The sequence below is a fragment of the Deltaproteobacteria bacterium genome, assembly GCA_019308905.1.
Classification (GTDB): domain Bacteria; phylum Desulfobacterota; class BSN033; order WVXP01; family WVXP01; genus JAFDHF01.
Map to the genome: position 1 here is coordinate 90,436 of JAFDHF010000003.1, position 14,460 is coordinate 104,895.

Here is a 14,460-nt window from a genome sequence, read left to right on the forward strand (position 1 = left end):
GGAAGTATTTGCACAGTGCTCCCTGGGAGTTCCTGAGGAGGATCAGCGATTTGTCATAATTCCGGACAGTTGAGGATCTGGTGTTTTGGCATGAAACATGCACTACCGGCCCGTGAGAATCTATTCCCCTGAACCCGGGATGGTTTCAAATGGATACCCTTCTCTACAATCTTGTTCGTCTTCTCAACGTCGCGTTGGTCAATATGAGGGTCTATGCACCGGACCATCCGACCACTGCTGCCAGTGTGCAAAAGGCCTTCGGAGTACTCTCCCAGATGGTTCAGGACAAGGGGGAACTATCCCTCGGTGTGGTGGAGAATACCCTGCTCGTAGGGGAGGCACCTGTGGAAGGGGCAGACGCGTTCATTGTGAAATTCGTTGAAGAATTGGTGACGCGAAACATAGACGGCCTCGTCTTCTATCCTGAGATCTCTGAAGATGAGTTCAGGGTTTTCCTTGACTGCATGAGTCAGGACCCTGATCGGCTGACCGCCGGTGGAGGCGTCCAGAGCTTTCTCGAGAGCCGCGGCGTCTCCCATGTGGTGGCCAACGAGGTGCGATACGCAAAGATAAAGGACTCCCTCAATACCGGCGAGGGGCTTGACGAGGCCGTGATTGCCGCCTTCCTCATGGGAAAGGTACCTGCATTGCCGGGGGACCAGAAGGATCTCGGCGCTCTTTTGGAGGAAGCTCCGGCCAAGGTTGCAGAGATGATCGATGCAGGGCTGTCTGAGGTAAGAGAAAGGGGCGGAAACGAATCGGAACTGGCCAGATCGGCCAACCGGGCCATCGAGCGGATGGTTCGTCTTGTGGAAAGCAAGTGGGGGGGATCGGAGAAATGCCTGGGCATTATGGCCCGGATCGTCTTTTCCTTGAGTCCTGACGCCCAAGCAGCCATCTATAGATACAGAGCTGACCATGCAGACCGGCCGGAGGATAGGCTTGACTCTATCGTAACGGATTTCTCAGACCAAGAAGCGATTCGTCTGATCTGCAATGTCTACAGGGGAGGACTCAGATCACCTGAGATACTGGCCAGGGTGGTGAAGAAGGTGTTGCCCACTCAGGAGCGGAGAAAGAGGATCGCACAAGATCTGGGGAGGGAGTTGATCGGATCCGGCATGGGTGAAGAGGCCTGGGAGAGTCTAAAGGATGAGATCCTCTGGGAGAGCTTTACCCTCGGCCAGAAAGTCGAGCGCCTGGCCTCGAGAACGCAGTTGGCCCCGAGCGATTTGGTTCGGATCAGGCAGGTTGCCCCGAAACTCGCAGAGGAGAGAATGGGGCCTGAGATGGCCAGGCTTCTCAAGGCCCTGGTGGCCGGGCTCAAAACGGATGATCCTGAGACTCGAAGAGCTGTAGCCTCCTACCTCGGCCAGTTCTACGGGATCGTGGAGGATTCGGGGAGATTCAAAAGGGCCGATTTGTTCTTCCTAAAGAAGTTGATCGGGGCCGTCAAGGGGGAAGAGGAGCAACACGTGCGGGAAGCGATTCTCCAGTCTCTGGCGGCGATTCTGAAAAGAGAGATACTGGAGGCCCGCTTCAGGGTTGCTGCCAGGGCATTGCTCGCCCTCTCCAGGTTGGGTTTCCTGGAACCCCTGATACAGCGATGTGACTCTCTGGTTTCCCAGGATTTGACCGATCAGCTGACAGGTGCTCTCGGGCAAGGAGACAAGACCCGAAGGGACGAGGCCCTGGCCATCTTGAGACTCTTGGGAAGGGCGGTCCTCGAATCGGTTCTCTTTGCGCTGGAAAGGGAGGAGAACCCGGATGTGCGAAGGAGATTGGTCTCGGTAGTGCGGTCTATGGGAAAGGAGATCACAGGGGAGATCGTACACCGTCTTGCGGACAACCGGTGGTACGTCGTTCAGACAGCCCTCTATGTACTCGCTGAAATCGGCGACAAGACACTCTCACCAGACCTTCTGACAAGTTCGGTCTACCATGAAGATATTCGGGTGAGGAAGCAGGCCGTCAAGACCCTGAGCAGGTTGGGTGGGAAGGGAAGCACCAGGATTCTCTGTGAGCTCCTGAAAGACGGAAATGAGGAGATTCGGCTTCTCGCCTTGAGAGCCCTCGGAGAGGCCGGAGACAACATGGCCGTGCCCTATATTATCCCCCTCGTGGAGAAAAAGAAGCTCAAGGGCTTCAAATCCGACGTTATGCGGCAGACTGCCATGGAAGTCCTCGGGAAGATAGGGGATCCGAGAGCCGTTCCGGTGCTGCTCGGTATTCTGAGAAGCAAGGGCGTTTTCAAGAAAGAGGACGAAACCATCCGGAAAGTGGCTGTTCAGGCCCTGGGGGCTATCAGAGATCCTGAGCTCGAAGGGGTCCTCCGTGAGGTCCTCGAAAGCGAGGCCGACTCCGGTGTGAGGGAAGCAGCAAGGAGAGCCCTCCTCAACCTGAACCCACCCGAAGACCGGAACGTTTCGGCCTCTGCTCCCTAACCAGGCCCCACCTGTCTCATTCCCTCCCTCCTGACTTTCTCCATACCACGAAAAAAGGGCTCGCCTCCCGGGGGCTCTACAGCCTCCGGACAGAGAGGCGAGTGGAGAGTCCCCGGCAAAAGCCATCCATGATGTGTTTTCGAGGAATGGATTGACAAGATCCCAGAATTGGATTTAAATTTTTCATTGAAGAACCGAAACAGGAGGGGCGTTGGATCATAGACGGGAGAGAAAGGGGCCGGCAGTTTTCGTGGAGAGATGGAGGTTTGTCAGGTATAGGAATGTAAGTGTCTGATATAGAAAGGTATTTCTGTTGCACAGTTTTTAGGCAAAACGCCAAAAATTACGAATTATGAAGGACTTGACTGCCGGGTGAACAGGGTTTTCCACAGGGTTTTCCACAAACCCTGTGGATGAAAGGGCGGGTAGTTCGGGAGAGAGCCCGCCGGGAATCCGAACATGGGGCGCGGGAGGTGGAACGACCCATTCAGAAAATCCTCGTAATCCATCAGGGTGCTCTGGGTGACTTTCTCTGCTTCCTGCCGGCACTGGCTTCTCTCCGCCGGTCTATCCCTCATGCCCACGTGACACTGATGGGGTACCCTCGGATCTTGGAGCTCGCCGAGGGTCGCTACTACGGAGACGCGGTCGTCTCGGTAGAAAGGGCGGAAGTGGCTCTTCTCTACCAGGAGAGGAAAAGGCCGCCGCGGGCTTTTGAGGATTTCCTCAGAACCTTCCAGCTTATATGTGTCGTCGGATCTGGCAAAGGTCCTTTTGTCCGTAACCTGCAGGCGATCAGCGGGGCAAGGGTTGTTGCGGTCCCGCCCTTCCCTCCCCGGGGCGAGAAGGTTCACATGGTGGATCATCTCTTGTCGCTGCCCCGGTGCATGGGACTGCCGGTACCCGGCGATGTCCCGGAGCTTCGTCTTTCGGACAAGGACCGGGTTGAGGCACAGCGGCTGCTGGGAAGCCTCGGCATTGATTCCGAAAGCCGCTTGATAGCCATCCACCCTGGAAGCGGCAGCCCCGCGAAGGTGTGGCCGATTGAGCGCTTCCGGACCCTCGCACAAGCCCTCCGCCTTGCTTACAAGGCCATGATTCTCTTCATTATGGGTCCGGGAGAGGAGCAGGTGAGGGAGGAGTTGCTGGAGTGCCGCAGGCCGGAGGGGTCTGTGGTCGTTGAAGGCCTGTCCCTTCCCGAACTGGGGGCTCTTCTGGAGAAGTGTTCGATCTTCATAGGGAACGATTCGGGGGTGACACATCTGGCTGCCGCCGTCGGGGTGCCCGTAGTGGCCATATTCGGGCCGAGCGATCCTGCCAGGTGGGCTCCCAGGGGAAGAAAGATCGTCTTGGTGAGCAAGGATATCTCATGTGCGCCTTGCGATAGGCAGGCCATGGCGCGGTGCAAGGTGCGGCGATGTCTTCTGGACATCCCAGTGGATCAGGTCTTCCAGGCGGTCGGTAGAATCATGGGAAAGGACAGCCGGGGGAGGAGCCGATTCCTGAATCTTCCGGCCGATTTCCCCGACCGAGCTGGAGGCGATGTCGTCCCCTGCGTGAGGATGAGAGCAGGGGGGATCGAGAAAGGGGGTTTACCGTGGCAGAGGAAAAGGTGGGAACAGTGATCAAGTATTTCTCAAAGATCGGCGTGGCAGCAGTCAAGTTGGAGGGGACTCTTTCAGTCGACGATACGATCCATGTTCAGGGGCATACTACAGACTTCACACAGAAGGTCGGCTCCATGCAGATTGAGAACCGGAACGTCGACAGGGCCGGCCCTGGCGCCGATGTGGGTATCAAGGTGCAGGACCGTGTCAGGGAGCATGATACGGTATACAAAGTGACGGACTGAGGCCTCCTGGAGAGGTCGAGATGAGAACAGGGATCGCCAATCTTCCCCTTCACGGGGGCAGGGCTCCCAGATGGCTCTTCCAGCGGATGAAGCTTCTTGCCCGGGAGATCGTCATCCTCGTGATCGATGAAATGGGGCCCTTTGAAATGCTTAAGAAGCTGTCAGATCCTTTCTGGTTTCAGGCTTTTGGCTGTGTATTGGGTTTCGACTGGCATTCCAGCGGCTTGACTACCACGGTCTGTGGAGCAGTAAAAGAGGGGATCGGCGGACTCGAGGGGGACCTCGGTTTTTATGCGGCAGGGGGCAAGGGAAGGGCTTCCAGGAAAACGCCTCAGACGATTGAGGCTTACTGCGGAAGGTTGTCTCTGGATCCGGATGGGTTGGTTTACGCCAGTCGCATGGCTGCAAAGGTGGACAGTGCCGCTGTGCAGGATGGATATCAGCTCTATCACCATGTCTTCTTCTTCACCGAGAAGGGTGAGTGGGCGGTGGTCCAGCAGGGTATGAATTGCGAGACTCGCTATGCCCGGCGGTACCATTGGCTGGGCGGAGACGATCACGACTTTGTCTGCGAGCCCCACCAGGCGGTGTGTTGCGATGCCCGGCAGCCGGGTCTCAACATGGTGGCCGCCGAAAGCCGGCAATCGCGGGAAGCCGTCAGCGTTGTGGCCTGCGAGACCCCTGATCGGGTGGTTCGAGAGCTAAAGAAAGCCCGGACTCTGACCCTGCCGGCCCACCATGACATAAGGGTCCTGGATATAGATTTCAACCGGATAGAGAAGACTCTCACCAAGATTTACGAGCGTCAACCCCAGCACTTTGAATCTCTCCTGGGGATTGAGGGAGTTGGGCCGAAGACGATTCGGTCTCTCAGTCTTATTGCAGAGCTGGTATATGGAGCCTGCCCCAGTTTCAGGGACCCGGCCCGGTTCAGTTTCGCCCACGGGGGCAAGGACGGCCATCCTTACCCGGTGGACAGGGAGATCTACGACCGATCCATCTCATTGCTGGAAAAGGCTATAAGAAGGGCAAGAATCGGACAGCGGGACAGAGTCGATGCGCTGAGGAGGTTGAACCGTCTCATGACGGGCTAGAGAGTCCTTCCCGGCACGGACCGGGGAGTGCCTTCGGAATCCAAAGGGGGAAGCGGGCCGCGGTGTCTGGGAATGATGCTTGGGGAAAGGGTACGTTTGATCCGCCTGGCGAGTGGAGAAGGCTTGTTCCGGTAATCCAGGATGAGAAAGGTCCTGTCATGGTTCTGGGCGCTCCGGACACGGGCAAGACCAGTCTCATCCGCTTCTTGGCCCGGGAACTTTCTGCCAGGGGAGAAAGGGTGGCCTATATCGATGGTGACATGGGGCAATCCATCTTGGGACCGCCGACTACACAGGGTGTGGCTCTGGTTGGGGCGCCTTGGGGCGCCGGCGGGGTCCCCCAGGCAGGGGAGCTGTATTTTGTAGGATCCACCTCTCCCAGGGGGCACAGGGTGGAGACCCTTATAGGACTGAAGAAACTTCTGGAGCGCTGCCTGGTGGACCGAGGGCGAGTCGCCCTTATCGACACAACGGGATACGTGACAGGTGAGGATGCTATCGAACTGAAGTACCAGAAGCTGGACCTGCTTGGGCCGAGACATATCCTTGCCCTCCAGCGTGACGGGGAGCTCGAGCCCCTCCTGAGGATTCAGGAGGGGCTCGAAGGAGGAGTGATCCACCGGCTCCCTTGCCTGCCGCCTGTGAGGATCCGCTCGCAGCAGGAGAGGCGGAATTACCGATGGAGTCGGTTCAAGGAGTATTTCAGGAGGGTTCGCTTCCATGAGGTCGATCTGAGAAGAACCGGGCTGACCGGAACTCATCGCCGGAAGATCGAGGGGGGAGGGCAGGGGGAGTTGGAGGGGCTGCTCGTGGGGCTCAACGGGCCGGACAATTTCCTTGTCGCCCTGGGCATCGTCGAGAAATTGAGCCGCCGCGAAGGGGTGCTGGTGTGCGTTGTCCCCTCTCAGGCCGACCTGGGGAGAGTCAGGACGGTCCGTCTCGGAAGTGTCAGACTCGACCTATCCGAGGATTCCGACGGAGAGCGCCCTGTTGGGCCCGGTGGAATCCCTGCCCTTTCCCCGTTCTGAAGACGGAGTTTTGCCGTTCCTTTCGACTGCGCTCAGGCCGGCGCCTGCTTGCCCTCGACCGGTGCCCCACCGCTTCCGTAATGCCCGTCTGGAACAGGAAGCTTTGTCAGGACTGGAGAAATCCTTCATGGGTAGGCCTCTGAATCATGAACCAGACCTTTCCCGTCCCATCTATACCCTGGGGACGAGCAATCGGGAGTTCCAGGAATTCATCGAGATCCTGGACTGTTATGGTATTGTCAGCGTAGTGGATGTGAGGCGGTTCCCCACAAGCAGATTCGAGCACTTCAGGAGAGAGAACCTCGAGAAGGCTTTGGCGGCCGAGGGCTTCGACTACCTGTATCTGGGCGGGTACCTGGGAGGATACAGGAAGGGAGGGTACGAGGCTTACATGGAGTCTCCTGATTTCAGCCGGGGTTTGGAAATTCTCCTCTCAGTGGCCGGCAAGGGGGCGACCGCTGTCATCTGTGCCGAAAAACTCCCGTGGAAATGCCACAGGAGGTTCATAGGTGCCGCCTTGGAGAACATAGGGCGGCGTGTGGTCCATCTCATCGAGAAGGGCAGAGCATGGGCGGGAACGGGAAGGACGGGAAACGGCCGATAGCGTGGCCGGGAACAGGCCATTTCCAGATCGACCCTGAGCAAAGGTCAAAGGGGCCTATCCATGTTCGAGACGCCCGGCCGTTCCTCATGGAGAGGGGAGGACCTTGCGGTGTGAGACTTGGCATTCGGATTGCTAAAGGGATCAACAAAGGGAGGTGGTTGGAGAGTTGGTCCCAGGGTATCCTGAATCAATGCCGAGATCCAGGGCAAGGCAGGTTCGGGGAAGGGGACTACAGAGGGCCGCATGGTTTGGTCTTGCCTTTCTTGTCGCCTCACATCTCAGCCAGGTGCGCCAGGCCCGAGCCGGAATTTACAAGTACGTGGATCAGGAAGGGGTGGTCCATTTCTCGAATGTGCCCACGAGCCCCAGGTACGTTCTCTATCTGAAAGAGGATGGGGACATCGAGTTTCACTATTCAGACAAAGACCGGTTTGACTACTTGATCGAGGAGGCCTCCAGACAGTACGGCGTGGATTTCGCTCTGATCAAGGCTATTATTCGGGCGGAATCGGATTTCGACCCACAGGCGGTTTCACGTACCGGGGCAATGGGTCTGATGCAGCTTATGCCCACGACGGCTGAAAATCTCTCCGTGATAGACGCCTTTGATCCCCGGGAGAATATCGACGCCGGAGTCAGGTATTTTAGACGGCTTCTCAGGACTTTCGGCAATGACCTGGAACTCTCCCTCGCGGCTTACAATGCGGGGAAAAACGCTGTCCTGCAGTTCAATTCCGTCCCCCCCTACGAAGAAACCCGCCGTTTCGTCAAGAAGGTTCTCCACTTCTACAGGATTTACAACCGGTAGCTGCAGAAGAGGTCGCTTCTCTGGTTCGAGGTCTCCTGGGGATCATCCGGGTCCTTGACGCCACCCAAGGCCGTGCTTGTCCACCCGTGAATCCCGATTGGGTCACCGGAAGACCTTGGGAGCAAAGCAACAAGGGGTTTTCCTGCCGAAGCATAGAACCAGATACAGGGTCAAGCACTCGCAAGACTCGCCGATAGAGAGCTCGGCAAACTACGAAGAGATTCTGTATTGACAAGGGCTGCTCTCCATTGTAGATAAATATATGTAAGAGGATCAGGTGCGGGAATAGCTCAGTTGGTAGAGCACAACCTTGCCAAGGTTGGGGTCGCGGGTTCGAGTCCCGTTTCCCGCTCTCTTTTTGGGCCTTTGGGGAGGGCCCTTTCGGCGGCGTAGCCAAGTGGTAAGGCGACGGTCTGCAAAACCGTTATTCACCGGTTCAAATCCGGTCGCCGCCTTTGCGCAGGAGCCGAGGACCCCCAGGCTTGAACAGAATTCACGGAAGTTCTTTGTTTTTGGATGCTTCCTCTAGAACGACCCGCCATGTTGCCCCTCTCCAGCCTCTCGTCGTTGTGCACGCCAGGGCATCAGTAACGTTGTGGTGATGAGACACCGATCACCTAGAGTCCTGGAACTCCACCAGAGAACATAATGGCAATGTATGAGGCTGTACGCGATTTTGGGAAATACTGAAGAGCTCGGTCGGGCTTTCCAAACGATGCAGTCCGACCAGGGCGAAAGCGGAGAATGGCCATGTCTGATTTACTTAAGGACGACCCGAGAGTCGCCGGGATCATCGAAGCCGAAAGGGCTCGAATAAACGGCACATTAGATCTCATCGCTTCAGAGAACCACGCCCCGGAGTCGATAATGGAGGCTCAGGGATCTGTCTTCAATGCCAAGGCGGCAGAGGGTTATCCGGGCAGGCGTTTCCACTCGGGATGCGCTCTCGCAGACGAGCTGGAGAGCCTGGCGATTTCGCGGGCAAAACAACTCTTCGGCGCCGAACACGCAAATGTCCAGCCCCACAGCGGTGTTTCGGCCAACCTGCCCGTCTATTTCTCCGTTCTCGAGGTGGGGGACAGGGTTCTTTCCATGAAGCTCTCTCACGGCGGCCACCTTTCACACGGAGATCCTGCTTCTACTACCAGTAGGTGCTTCAGATTTTCCCACTATAGCGTGAATCGAGAAACCGAGTTGATAGACTACGACGAAGTAAGCCGTCTTGCGAGGGAATTCAGGCCGAAGATGATCGTGGCAGGAGCAAGCTCGTACTCCCGGCTCATAGACTACCCGAAGATGGCCGCAATCGCCAGGGATGTGTCGGCTTATCTGATGGTGGACATGGCCCATATCGCAGGCCTGGTTGCGGCCAAAGTCATTCCCAGCCCGGTTCCCTACAGCGATTTTGTGACCTTTACCACGTATAAAACACTGAGAGGGGGAAGAGGCGGGGTTATCCTTTGCAGGGAGAGGTACGCTGACAGGATCGACAGGGCCATATTCCCCGGCAGCCAGGGTACCCCCACACTCAATCTTGTGGCCGCAAAGGCCGTCTGCTTCAACCTTGCAATGAAGCCGGACTTTGTGAATCTTCAGGAGAGAACCCTGGAAAACGCGGCTTGTCTTGCGGTAGAACTCGGCAGAAGAGGGTACAGAGTGGTATCCGGGGGGACGGAGAATCACATGGTTCTTGTGGACTTGCGGCCGAAAGGATTGAAAGGGAGCGTAGCCGAAGAGGTTCTTGAATCTGTGGGGATACTCGTCAATCGGAATGTCGTGCCCTATGACCCAGAAAATCCGACAATAACAAGTGGCATCAGACTCGGTGTTCCGTCGATTACCAGCAGGGGAATGGGAAAATCCGAAGTCGCCCGTATAGCAGAGTTGATCGATGTTGCCCTGTCCAACCGTGCCAGAAAGGATGTGTTGGGTCGTGTGAACCGGGAGATCTCGGGACTGTGTGAGCGGTTTCCTGTCTATGCAGGGTAGGACACGATAGTGAAACGACAGGAAGGTCGGTTCCATCATGGGGGCCGGCCTTTTCAATACGAGGCTAAGCAGACCTCACTCGGTGGAGTTCCTGAGTTTTCGGCCGAGGATTCTTGGAAGTATATGAGTTCACGGTTTTTTTCTGTTTTGGCAGGAGAACGCCCTTGTCCCCTCGCTCCTGAGCTCACGGGGTGACCCTATCAAGGTTCGCGGGTGGACGGTTCCTGCCCCTTCCCCACGAACACGAATCACGCCTCACGAACACGACCCACGAACACGAACACGAATCACGAACACGAACACGAATCACGAACACGACCCACGAACACGAACACGAATCACGAACACGCCTCACGCCTCACGAACACGCCCCACGAACACGAATCACGAACACGATTCACGCCCCACGAACACGCCCTTTCCCCTCCCCCCTCCCCCTTGATGGGTACCCCACCGCTCCGGCAATGTCGCCCGGAGGCAAGGTGTTCTCCAAAAGTCAGGAAACTAAACCTCACTCGCTGTTGACAGGAGAGAGCCTATAGGCTATCATCTCTGGCTGGGAGGTCGTCTCGCGATCCGTCGGCCTCGGCCGCGTGCCTTGGGGGGAGCGGAGATCTGCTTTCCGCCTGTGATGGACGGGCTTTAAGCCGGAGTGATGGAACTGGTAGACGTGCGGGACTCAAAATCCCGTGGCCCTTGCGGCCGTGTGGGTTCGACTCCCACCTCCGGCACTGACGGGACCGGCCTTTTTTTGTGTTGCCGTGGTGAGGAGAAGACAGAGCCTCGGGTTCCCACAAGGGTACCGAGATCTTCCTCTCACGAGGGCCTTATCGAGTCCGGGTTTTCAGACATGTCTCGCCTCCAGGAACCTCCGCGAGATCTTCTGGGCGATAATTGGAGCGTTTCCGCCTGCACGGTTATTGATCACCACGTTGACATGCACGCCTCGATCAACGGCCTCTGACATGACCTCGACCGTCTCGTCCACCATGTGAGGGCTCATCATGCCGTCTACCAGCCTGTTGAAAGGATAGGCCATTGCGTATGCCTCTGCGTACCGCACTCCGCGAGGGGTCATCAGCCTCACTACGGTCTGTCCACTCCGGTTCAGAAACCTGCCTCCACTCAGCGTAAACTGCTTCCGGAGAGAGGGGAGCCAGGTCCAGTGCGACAGGACCTGCCCGACTCCATGCTTTTCGAGAACACTGAAATAGGGTTCTGAAAGGAGGGATTCTGTTCTGACCTCTATGTGGTACCTGTTGTCCTTGGGGATCTCTTGGAGAAACCCGTCGAGTGCCAGTGCATAGGCATCGGGAGAGGTTCTGTCTTGCTTCGGTTGGTACTCCTGCTCGAAGATCAGTCCCTGGAGCAGATCTCCAAACAGCTGCACGGCTGGTTGGTAAAACCGCCGGGTGAAGAGCTCCGGGTTAAGATAGTCGGGATTCTCAACGAACCTCTTCTCTCTCCAAAGCCTCTGGGCAAAAATCACCTGGGGGACCTTGATGATCACCCGGTCACTTGCACCCATGTACTTGCGGTAACTCTGAAGGACCCTGTAGTTCTGCGTGGGTCTTAGATCCTCGTCGAGCAGGAGACCGTAGAAGGTGAAATCCAATTCGAGAACAGAGAAATGTTCAAAGTACTCTTCGACTGATTTGACGGGCAGGACCTCCTCCCTGAAGGATCCCCCTCCCACCGTCTTGAGCCTTTGAGATATCCTACCCCTGTAGAGCTGCTCGGAATAGATCTGCCCGAGCCAGCCTGCGTATCTGTCGCTGGCGGTCCCGATTGAAACAAGGGGATGGAGGTCTCTAAAACGAAACCCCTCCACACTGTGGATTTGCTGCCCAGCCATTTTCCCCTGATCGACAGACAATACGGCAACAAAAGAAGATCAAATTGACACGCCCGGATCAGGGCAGGAGAGAGCCTGTGCGGGTTCAGGTTTTTTCGAATTCGTCCTTGGAGGCTCCGCACACAGGACAGACCCAATCGTCAGGGAGTTCTTCGAAAGGGGTGCCTGGATCGATTCCATTGTCTGGGTCTCCCTTTTCCGGGTCATAGATGTATCCGCATACCGTACACTGCCACTTGTCCATCGTTTCCTCCCTATCTCTCGAGTTTCTGGAAATCGAACCCCTCTGCGAGGATATCTCCTTTGAAGGCCGTCACGTCTCTTCTGTTCTCCATGGCGTGGAGGATCTCTCGATGCCCTGAAATATCTCCCATAAGGATGCATCCGACAATGACACCGCCTTCCAGGACCAGCCTCCTATAAACAAATTTTCCCTCGTCTTTCCGTACCAGATCTTTCAGATTTCTATCCGAGTCGATATTCCCGGAAGAGATCAGGTCGATACCTGCCACCTTGAGGCGGTTCGACATTACGGTTCCCTGATACGAGGCTTCGCCTCCAGCCATGTTGATTCCAGCTATTTCGCCTTGTTTTTGTGACGCGGGCCAGATGCCGTAGAAAAGCCCCCTGTGCTCCACAAGGTCTCCTGCCGCGTATACACCCGGTCTCTTGGTTTCCAGGTGGTCGTTGACGACCGCCCCCCTTTCTATTTCGAGGTCGAGGCTCCTTGCCAGATCGAGGTTTGGGCGGATGCCTGCCGAAAAAAGCAGCATGTCGCAGGGAAGGGTGGGGCCCTCTTCGAGAACCACCCCTTCAACTCGGGCCTTTCCCACTATCTCCTTCGACCTCGCCCCGAGATAGAATCTGAATCCCATGGTCTCCATCTGTCTTTTCAGAAGCTCACTTCCAGGAACATCCATCTGCCGTGGAAGAAGCCTTGGAAAAAACTCGACCACGGAGACTTCGATGCCAAGCCGGCGCAATCCGTTTCCCACTTCAAGGCCCAAGACGCCCCCGCCGATGAGAACTGCCTTCTTTGTGCTGGCAGCATATTCTCGGATCTTCTCGGCGTCCTTCAAGGACCGGAGGGTGAAGACACCGCGCTTTGCCGCACCCTTGACGGGTGGAACAAAGGGGTGGCTGCCGGTGGCAAGCAGGAGGCGGTCATACGGATAGGCAGCCTGCTTGGTGGTTTGAACCTCTCTCTTTTCGGGATCGACAAGTACTACAGGTTCCTCCAGATGGAGCTCGATCGAATGCTCGTGATACCATCCGGGTTTGTGAACGACGAGCTTCTCCTCATCCACCTCCCCGGCAAGATACTCCGGGAGTCTGATACGGGTGTAAAAGGGCTGCGGCTCGTCGGTGAAGATATCGATCTTCCCGGCCTTATCCACCTGCCGGATCGACTCGGCCGCCGTGGTTCCTGCAACCCCGTTCCCGACAATCACATACCGTCTCATGACTTTTCTCCCAGGCCCGGACAGGAAAGAACACGGTAAAACCGCTTCAAGTACGGAACCCACGGATGTTGAAAATTGATCTAATTCTAATGTGGAGGGCAAAAGAAATTCAACCCCGGGGGCGGCCGCCACCCCGGGAAGAGACTTTGGTTTTGAGTTCTCCGGGAGGCAGAGACCGTCGGGCCCTGCCATGTGCACGGGATACCACACGTTCGATAACCCGGGGTTCACCGGAGAGAGTCGAATATCTGGTGTTCAACATGCAAATCCTTAAGGTGGAGTTTCCTGGGTTTTCGGCCGAGGATTCTTGCAAGTATATGACTTCACGATTTCTTTCTGTTTTGGCAGGAGAACGCCCTTGTCCCCTCGCTCCTGAGCTCACGCGGTGACCCTATCAAGGTTCGCGGATGGGCAGTTCCTGCCCCTTCCCCACGAACACGACTCACGAATCACGAACACGAATCACGAACACGAATCACGACCCACGAACACGACCCACGAACACGAATCACGAACACGAATCACGAACACGAATCACGACCCACGAACACGACCCACGAACACGACTCACGAACACGAATCACGAACACCACCCTTCCCCTCCCCCCTCCCCCTTGATGCGTACCCCACCGCTTCCGCAATGCCGCCCGGAGGCAAGGGTGTTCTCCAAGAGTCAGGAAACTCAACAAAATCCTTAAGAGGTTGACTTCCCAGAGCTTCTGGGGCATGATTTTAGCAACTGGCTTGTCGAGGATTCGGCGGCCGGGTGTTCTCTGGAGATTCTGGGTTTGTTGGAAGAGAGGGACAGCCCAATGGGTCGAAGGGATTACTATGACGAGGATCGGCCGAGCTGGAGGGAGATAGACCGGAGGAGAGACCGGAGTTCCCATGTGTCCCGCGAGAGATCCGAAACCAGACAAAAAGCCTCCCGTTCGAGTTGGCTCCAGAAACAGTACCGGAAAGAAGCCGAGAGACTATTCATGGGCAAGAAAGGGACTGACAAGCACAAGGACGACCACAGGGCGATATATGAATCCTACGGGTCCCCTCGGTTCGGCGAGGCTGTCAACACGTATATCGAAGAATACGGTCTTCCTGACGACTGGAGCACTCTCTTTCTCTTGCTCGACTATGACGAACCATCTGTCGTACGCCGGGCCATTGAGGCACTCAGGAAGCAATACGGTGGGAGAACCGCCCTGGAGAAGCAGGGGCTGAGGTCAAAGCTGGAGATTCTCGCCATGACTGCCAGGGACGAGGAACTGAGACAGTTCGCGGAAGAGGCACTGGGAGATTTGTGAGTGGATAGCCAGTCGGTGGGCG

12 protein-coding genes and 3 tRNA genes are annotated in these 14,460 nt (G+C 56.6%); 12 read left to right on the forward strand and 3 right to left on the reverse strand.

All coding sequences use genetic code 11. The annotated features are described in order from the left end of the window. The first annotated feature begins 149 nt into the window (after positions 1–149). The 11 genes from JRJ26_02180 to JRJ26_02230 all read left to right on the forward strand — a co-directional run bounded on the left by JRJ26_02180 (position 150) and on the right by JRJ26_02230 (position 10,550). On the forward strand, positions 150–2,444 hold the full coding sequence (locus tag JRJ26_02180; GenBank protein MBW2056284.1) for a HEAT repeat domain-containing protein: 2,295 nt from the start codon (positions 150–152) through the stop codon (positions 2,442–2,444). Positions 2,445–2,917: 473 nt separating this feature from the next. After that, positions 2,918–4,069 (forward strand): glycosyltransferase family 9 protein, encoded by a 1,152-nt coding sequence (locus JRJ26_02185; protein ID MBW2056285.1) that lies wholly within the window; start codon positions 2,918–2,920, stop codon positions 4,067–4,069. Beyond that, positions 4,042–4,296 carry a hypothetical protein gene (locus tag JRJ26_02190; GenBank protein MBW2056286.1) on the forward strand — a complete coding sequence of 85 codons (255 nt, stop codon included), beginning with the start codon at positions 4,042–4,044 and terminating at the stop codon, positions 4,294–4,296. The genes JRJ26_02185 and JRJ26_02190 overlap by 28 nt, the downstream gene beginning before the upstream one ends. A 20-nt stretch (positions 4,297–4,316) precedes the next feature. Next, entirely contained in the window at positions 4,317–5,390 is a 1,074-nt protein-coding gene (locus JRJ26_02195) for a DUF763 domain-containing protein (protein ID MBW2056287.1), read from the forward strand. 62 nt (positions 5,391–5,452) lie between these two features. After that, positions 5,453–6,418, forward strand: coding sequence for an AAA family ATPase (locus tag JRJ26_02200; protein ID MBW2056288.1), 966 nt, complete (start codon positions 5,453–5,455; stop codon positions 6,416–6,418). 127 nt (positions 6,419–6,545) lie between these two features. Further along, positions 6,546–7,022, forward strand: coding sequence for a DUF488 domain-containing protein (locus JRJ26_02205; GenBank protein MBW2056289.1), 477 nt, complete (start codon positions 6,546–6,548; stop codon positions 7,020–7,022). Positions 7,023–7,212: 190 nt separating this feature from the next. Further along, a complete protein-coding gene (locus tag JRJ26_02210; GenBank protein ID MBW2056290.1) occupies positions 7,213–7,830 on the forward strand; it encodes a transglycosylase SLT domain-containing protein in 618 nt (205 codons plus the stop codon). Positions 7,831–8,109: 279 nt separating this feature from the next. Then, positions 8,110–8,182: transfer RNA gene (locus tag JRJ26_02215), tRNA-Gly, on the forward strand. A 31-nt stretch (positions 8,183–8,213) separates the two neighbouring features. Then, positions 8,214–8,285, forward strand: a tRNA-Cys gene (locus JRJ26_02220). Positions 8,286–8,580: 295 nt separating this feature from the next. Next, positions 8,581–9,819, forward strand: a complete 1,239-nt coding sequence (locus JRJ26_02225) for a serine hydroxymethyltransferase (protein MBW2056291.1) — start codon at positions 8,581–8,583, stop codon at positions 9,817–9,819. Positions 9,820–10,465: 646 nt separating this feature from the next. After that, positions 10,466–10,550, forward strand: a tRNA-Leu gene (locus JRJ26_02230). 113 nt (positions 10,551–10,663) lie between these two features. Here the strand turns inward: JRJ26_02230 and JRJ26_02235 are convergent. The 3 genes from JRJ26_02235 to JRJ26_02245 all read right to left on the reverse strand — a co-directional run bounded on the left by JRJ26_02235 (position 10,664) and on the right by JRJ26_02245 (position 13,137). Further along, complete coding sequence (locus JRJ26_02235) at positions 10,664–11,674, reverse strand: DUF72 domain-containing protein (GenBank protein MBW2056292.1); 1,011 nt, start codon at positions 11,672–11,674, stop codon at positions 10,664–10,666. Between the two features lie 85 nt (positions 11,675–11,759). Continuing rightward, a complete protein-coding gene (locus tag JRJ26_02240) occupies positions 11,760–11,918 on the reverse strand; it encodes a rubredoxin (GenBank protein ID MBW2056293.1) in 159 nt (52 codons plus the stop codon). Positions 11,919–11,928: 10 nt separating this feature from the next. Next, positions 11,929–13,137, reverse strand: coding sequence for an NAD(P)/FAD-dependent oxidoreductase (locus JRJ26_02245; GenBank protein ID MBW2056294.1), 1,209 nt, complete (start codon positions 13,135–13,137; stop codon positions 11,929–11,931). Positions 13,138–13,949: 812 nt separating this feature from the next. On the opposite strand from JRJ26_02245, the gene JRJ26_02250 reads away from it, so the two are divergent. Beyond that, the gene (locus JRJ26_02250) at positions 13,950–14,438 is read left to right on the forward strand and encodes a hypothetical protein (protein MBW2056295.1); all 489 of its coding nucleotides are present in this window, start codon (positions 13,950–13,952) and stop codon (positions 14,436–14,438) included. Positions 14,439–14,460 lie beyond the last annotated feature (22 nt).

Excerpts from the sequence above, each read along its gene's own strand:
- JRJ26_02205 (MBW2056289.1), top strand. The coding sequence starts at position 6,546 with ATGGGTAGGCCTCTGAATCATGAACCAGACCTTTCCCGTCCCATCTAT.
- JRJ26_02180 (MBW2056284.1), top strand. The coding sequence starts at position 150 with ATGGATACCCTTCTCTACAATCTTGTTCGTCTTCTCAACGTCGCGTTG.
- JRJ26_02250 (MBW2056295.1), top strand. The coding sequence starts at position 13,950 with ATGGGTCGAAGGGATTACTATGACGAGGATCGGCCGAGCTGGAGGGAG.
- JRJ26_02225 (MBW2056291.1), top strand. The coding sequence starts at position 8,581 with ATGTCTGATTTACTTAAGGACGACCCGAGAGTCGCCGGGATCATCGAA.
- JRJ26_02245 (MBW2056294.1), bottom strand. The coding sequence starts at position 13,137 with ATGAGACGGTATGTGATTGTCGGGAACGGGGTTGCAGGAACCACGGCG.
- JRJ26_02210 (MBW2056290.1), top strand. The coding sequence starts at position 7,213 with ATGCCGAGATCCAGGGCAAGGCAGGTTCGGGGAAGGGGACTACAGAGG.
- JRJ26_02240 (MBW2056293.1), bottom strand. The coding sequence starts at position 11,918 with ATGGACAAGTGGCAGTGTACGGTATGCGGATACATCTATGACCCGGAA.
- JRJ26_02235 (MBW2056292.1), bottom strand. The coding sequence starts at position 11,674 with ATGGCTGGGCAGCAAATCCACAGTGTGGAGGGGTTTCGTTTTAGAGAC.
- JRJ26_02195 (MBW2056287.1), top strand. The coding sequence starts at position 4,317 with ATGAGAACAGGGATCGCCAATCTTCCCCTTCACGGGGGCAGGGCTCCC.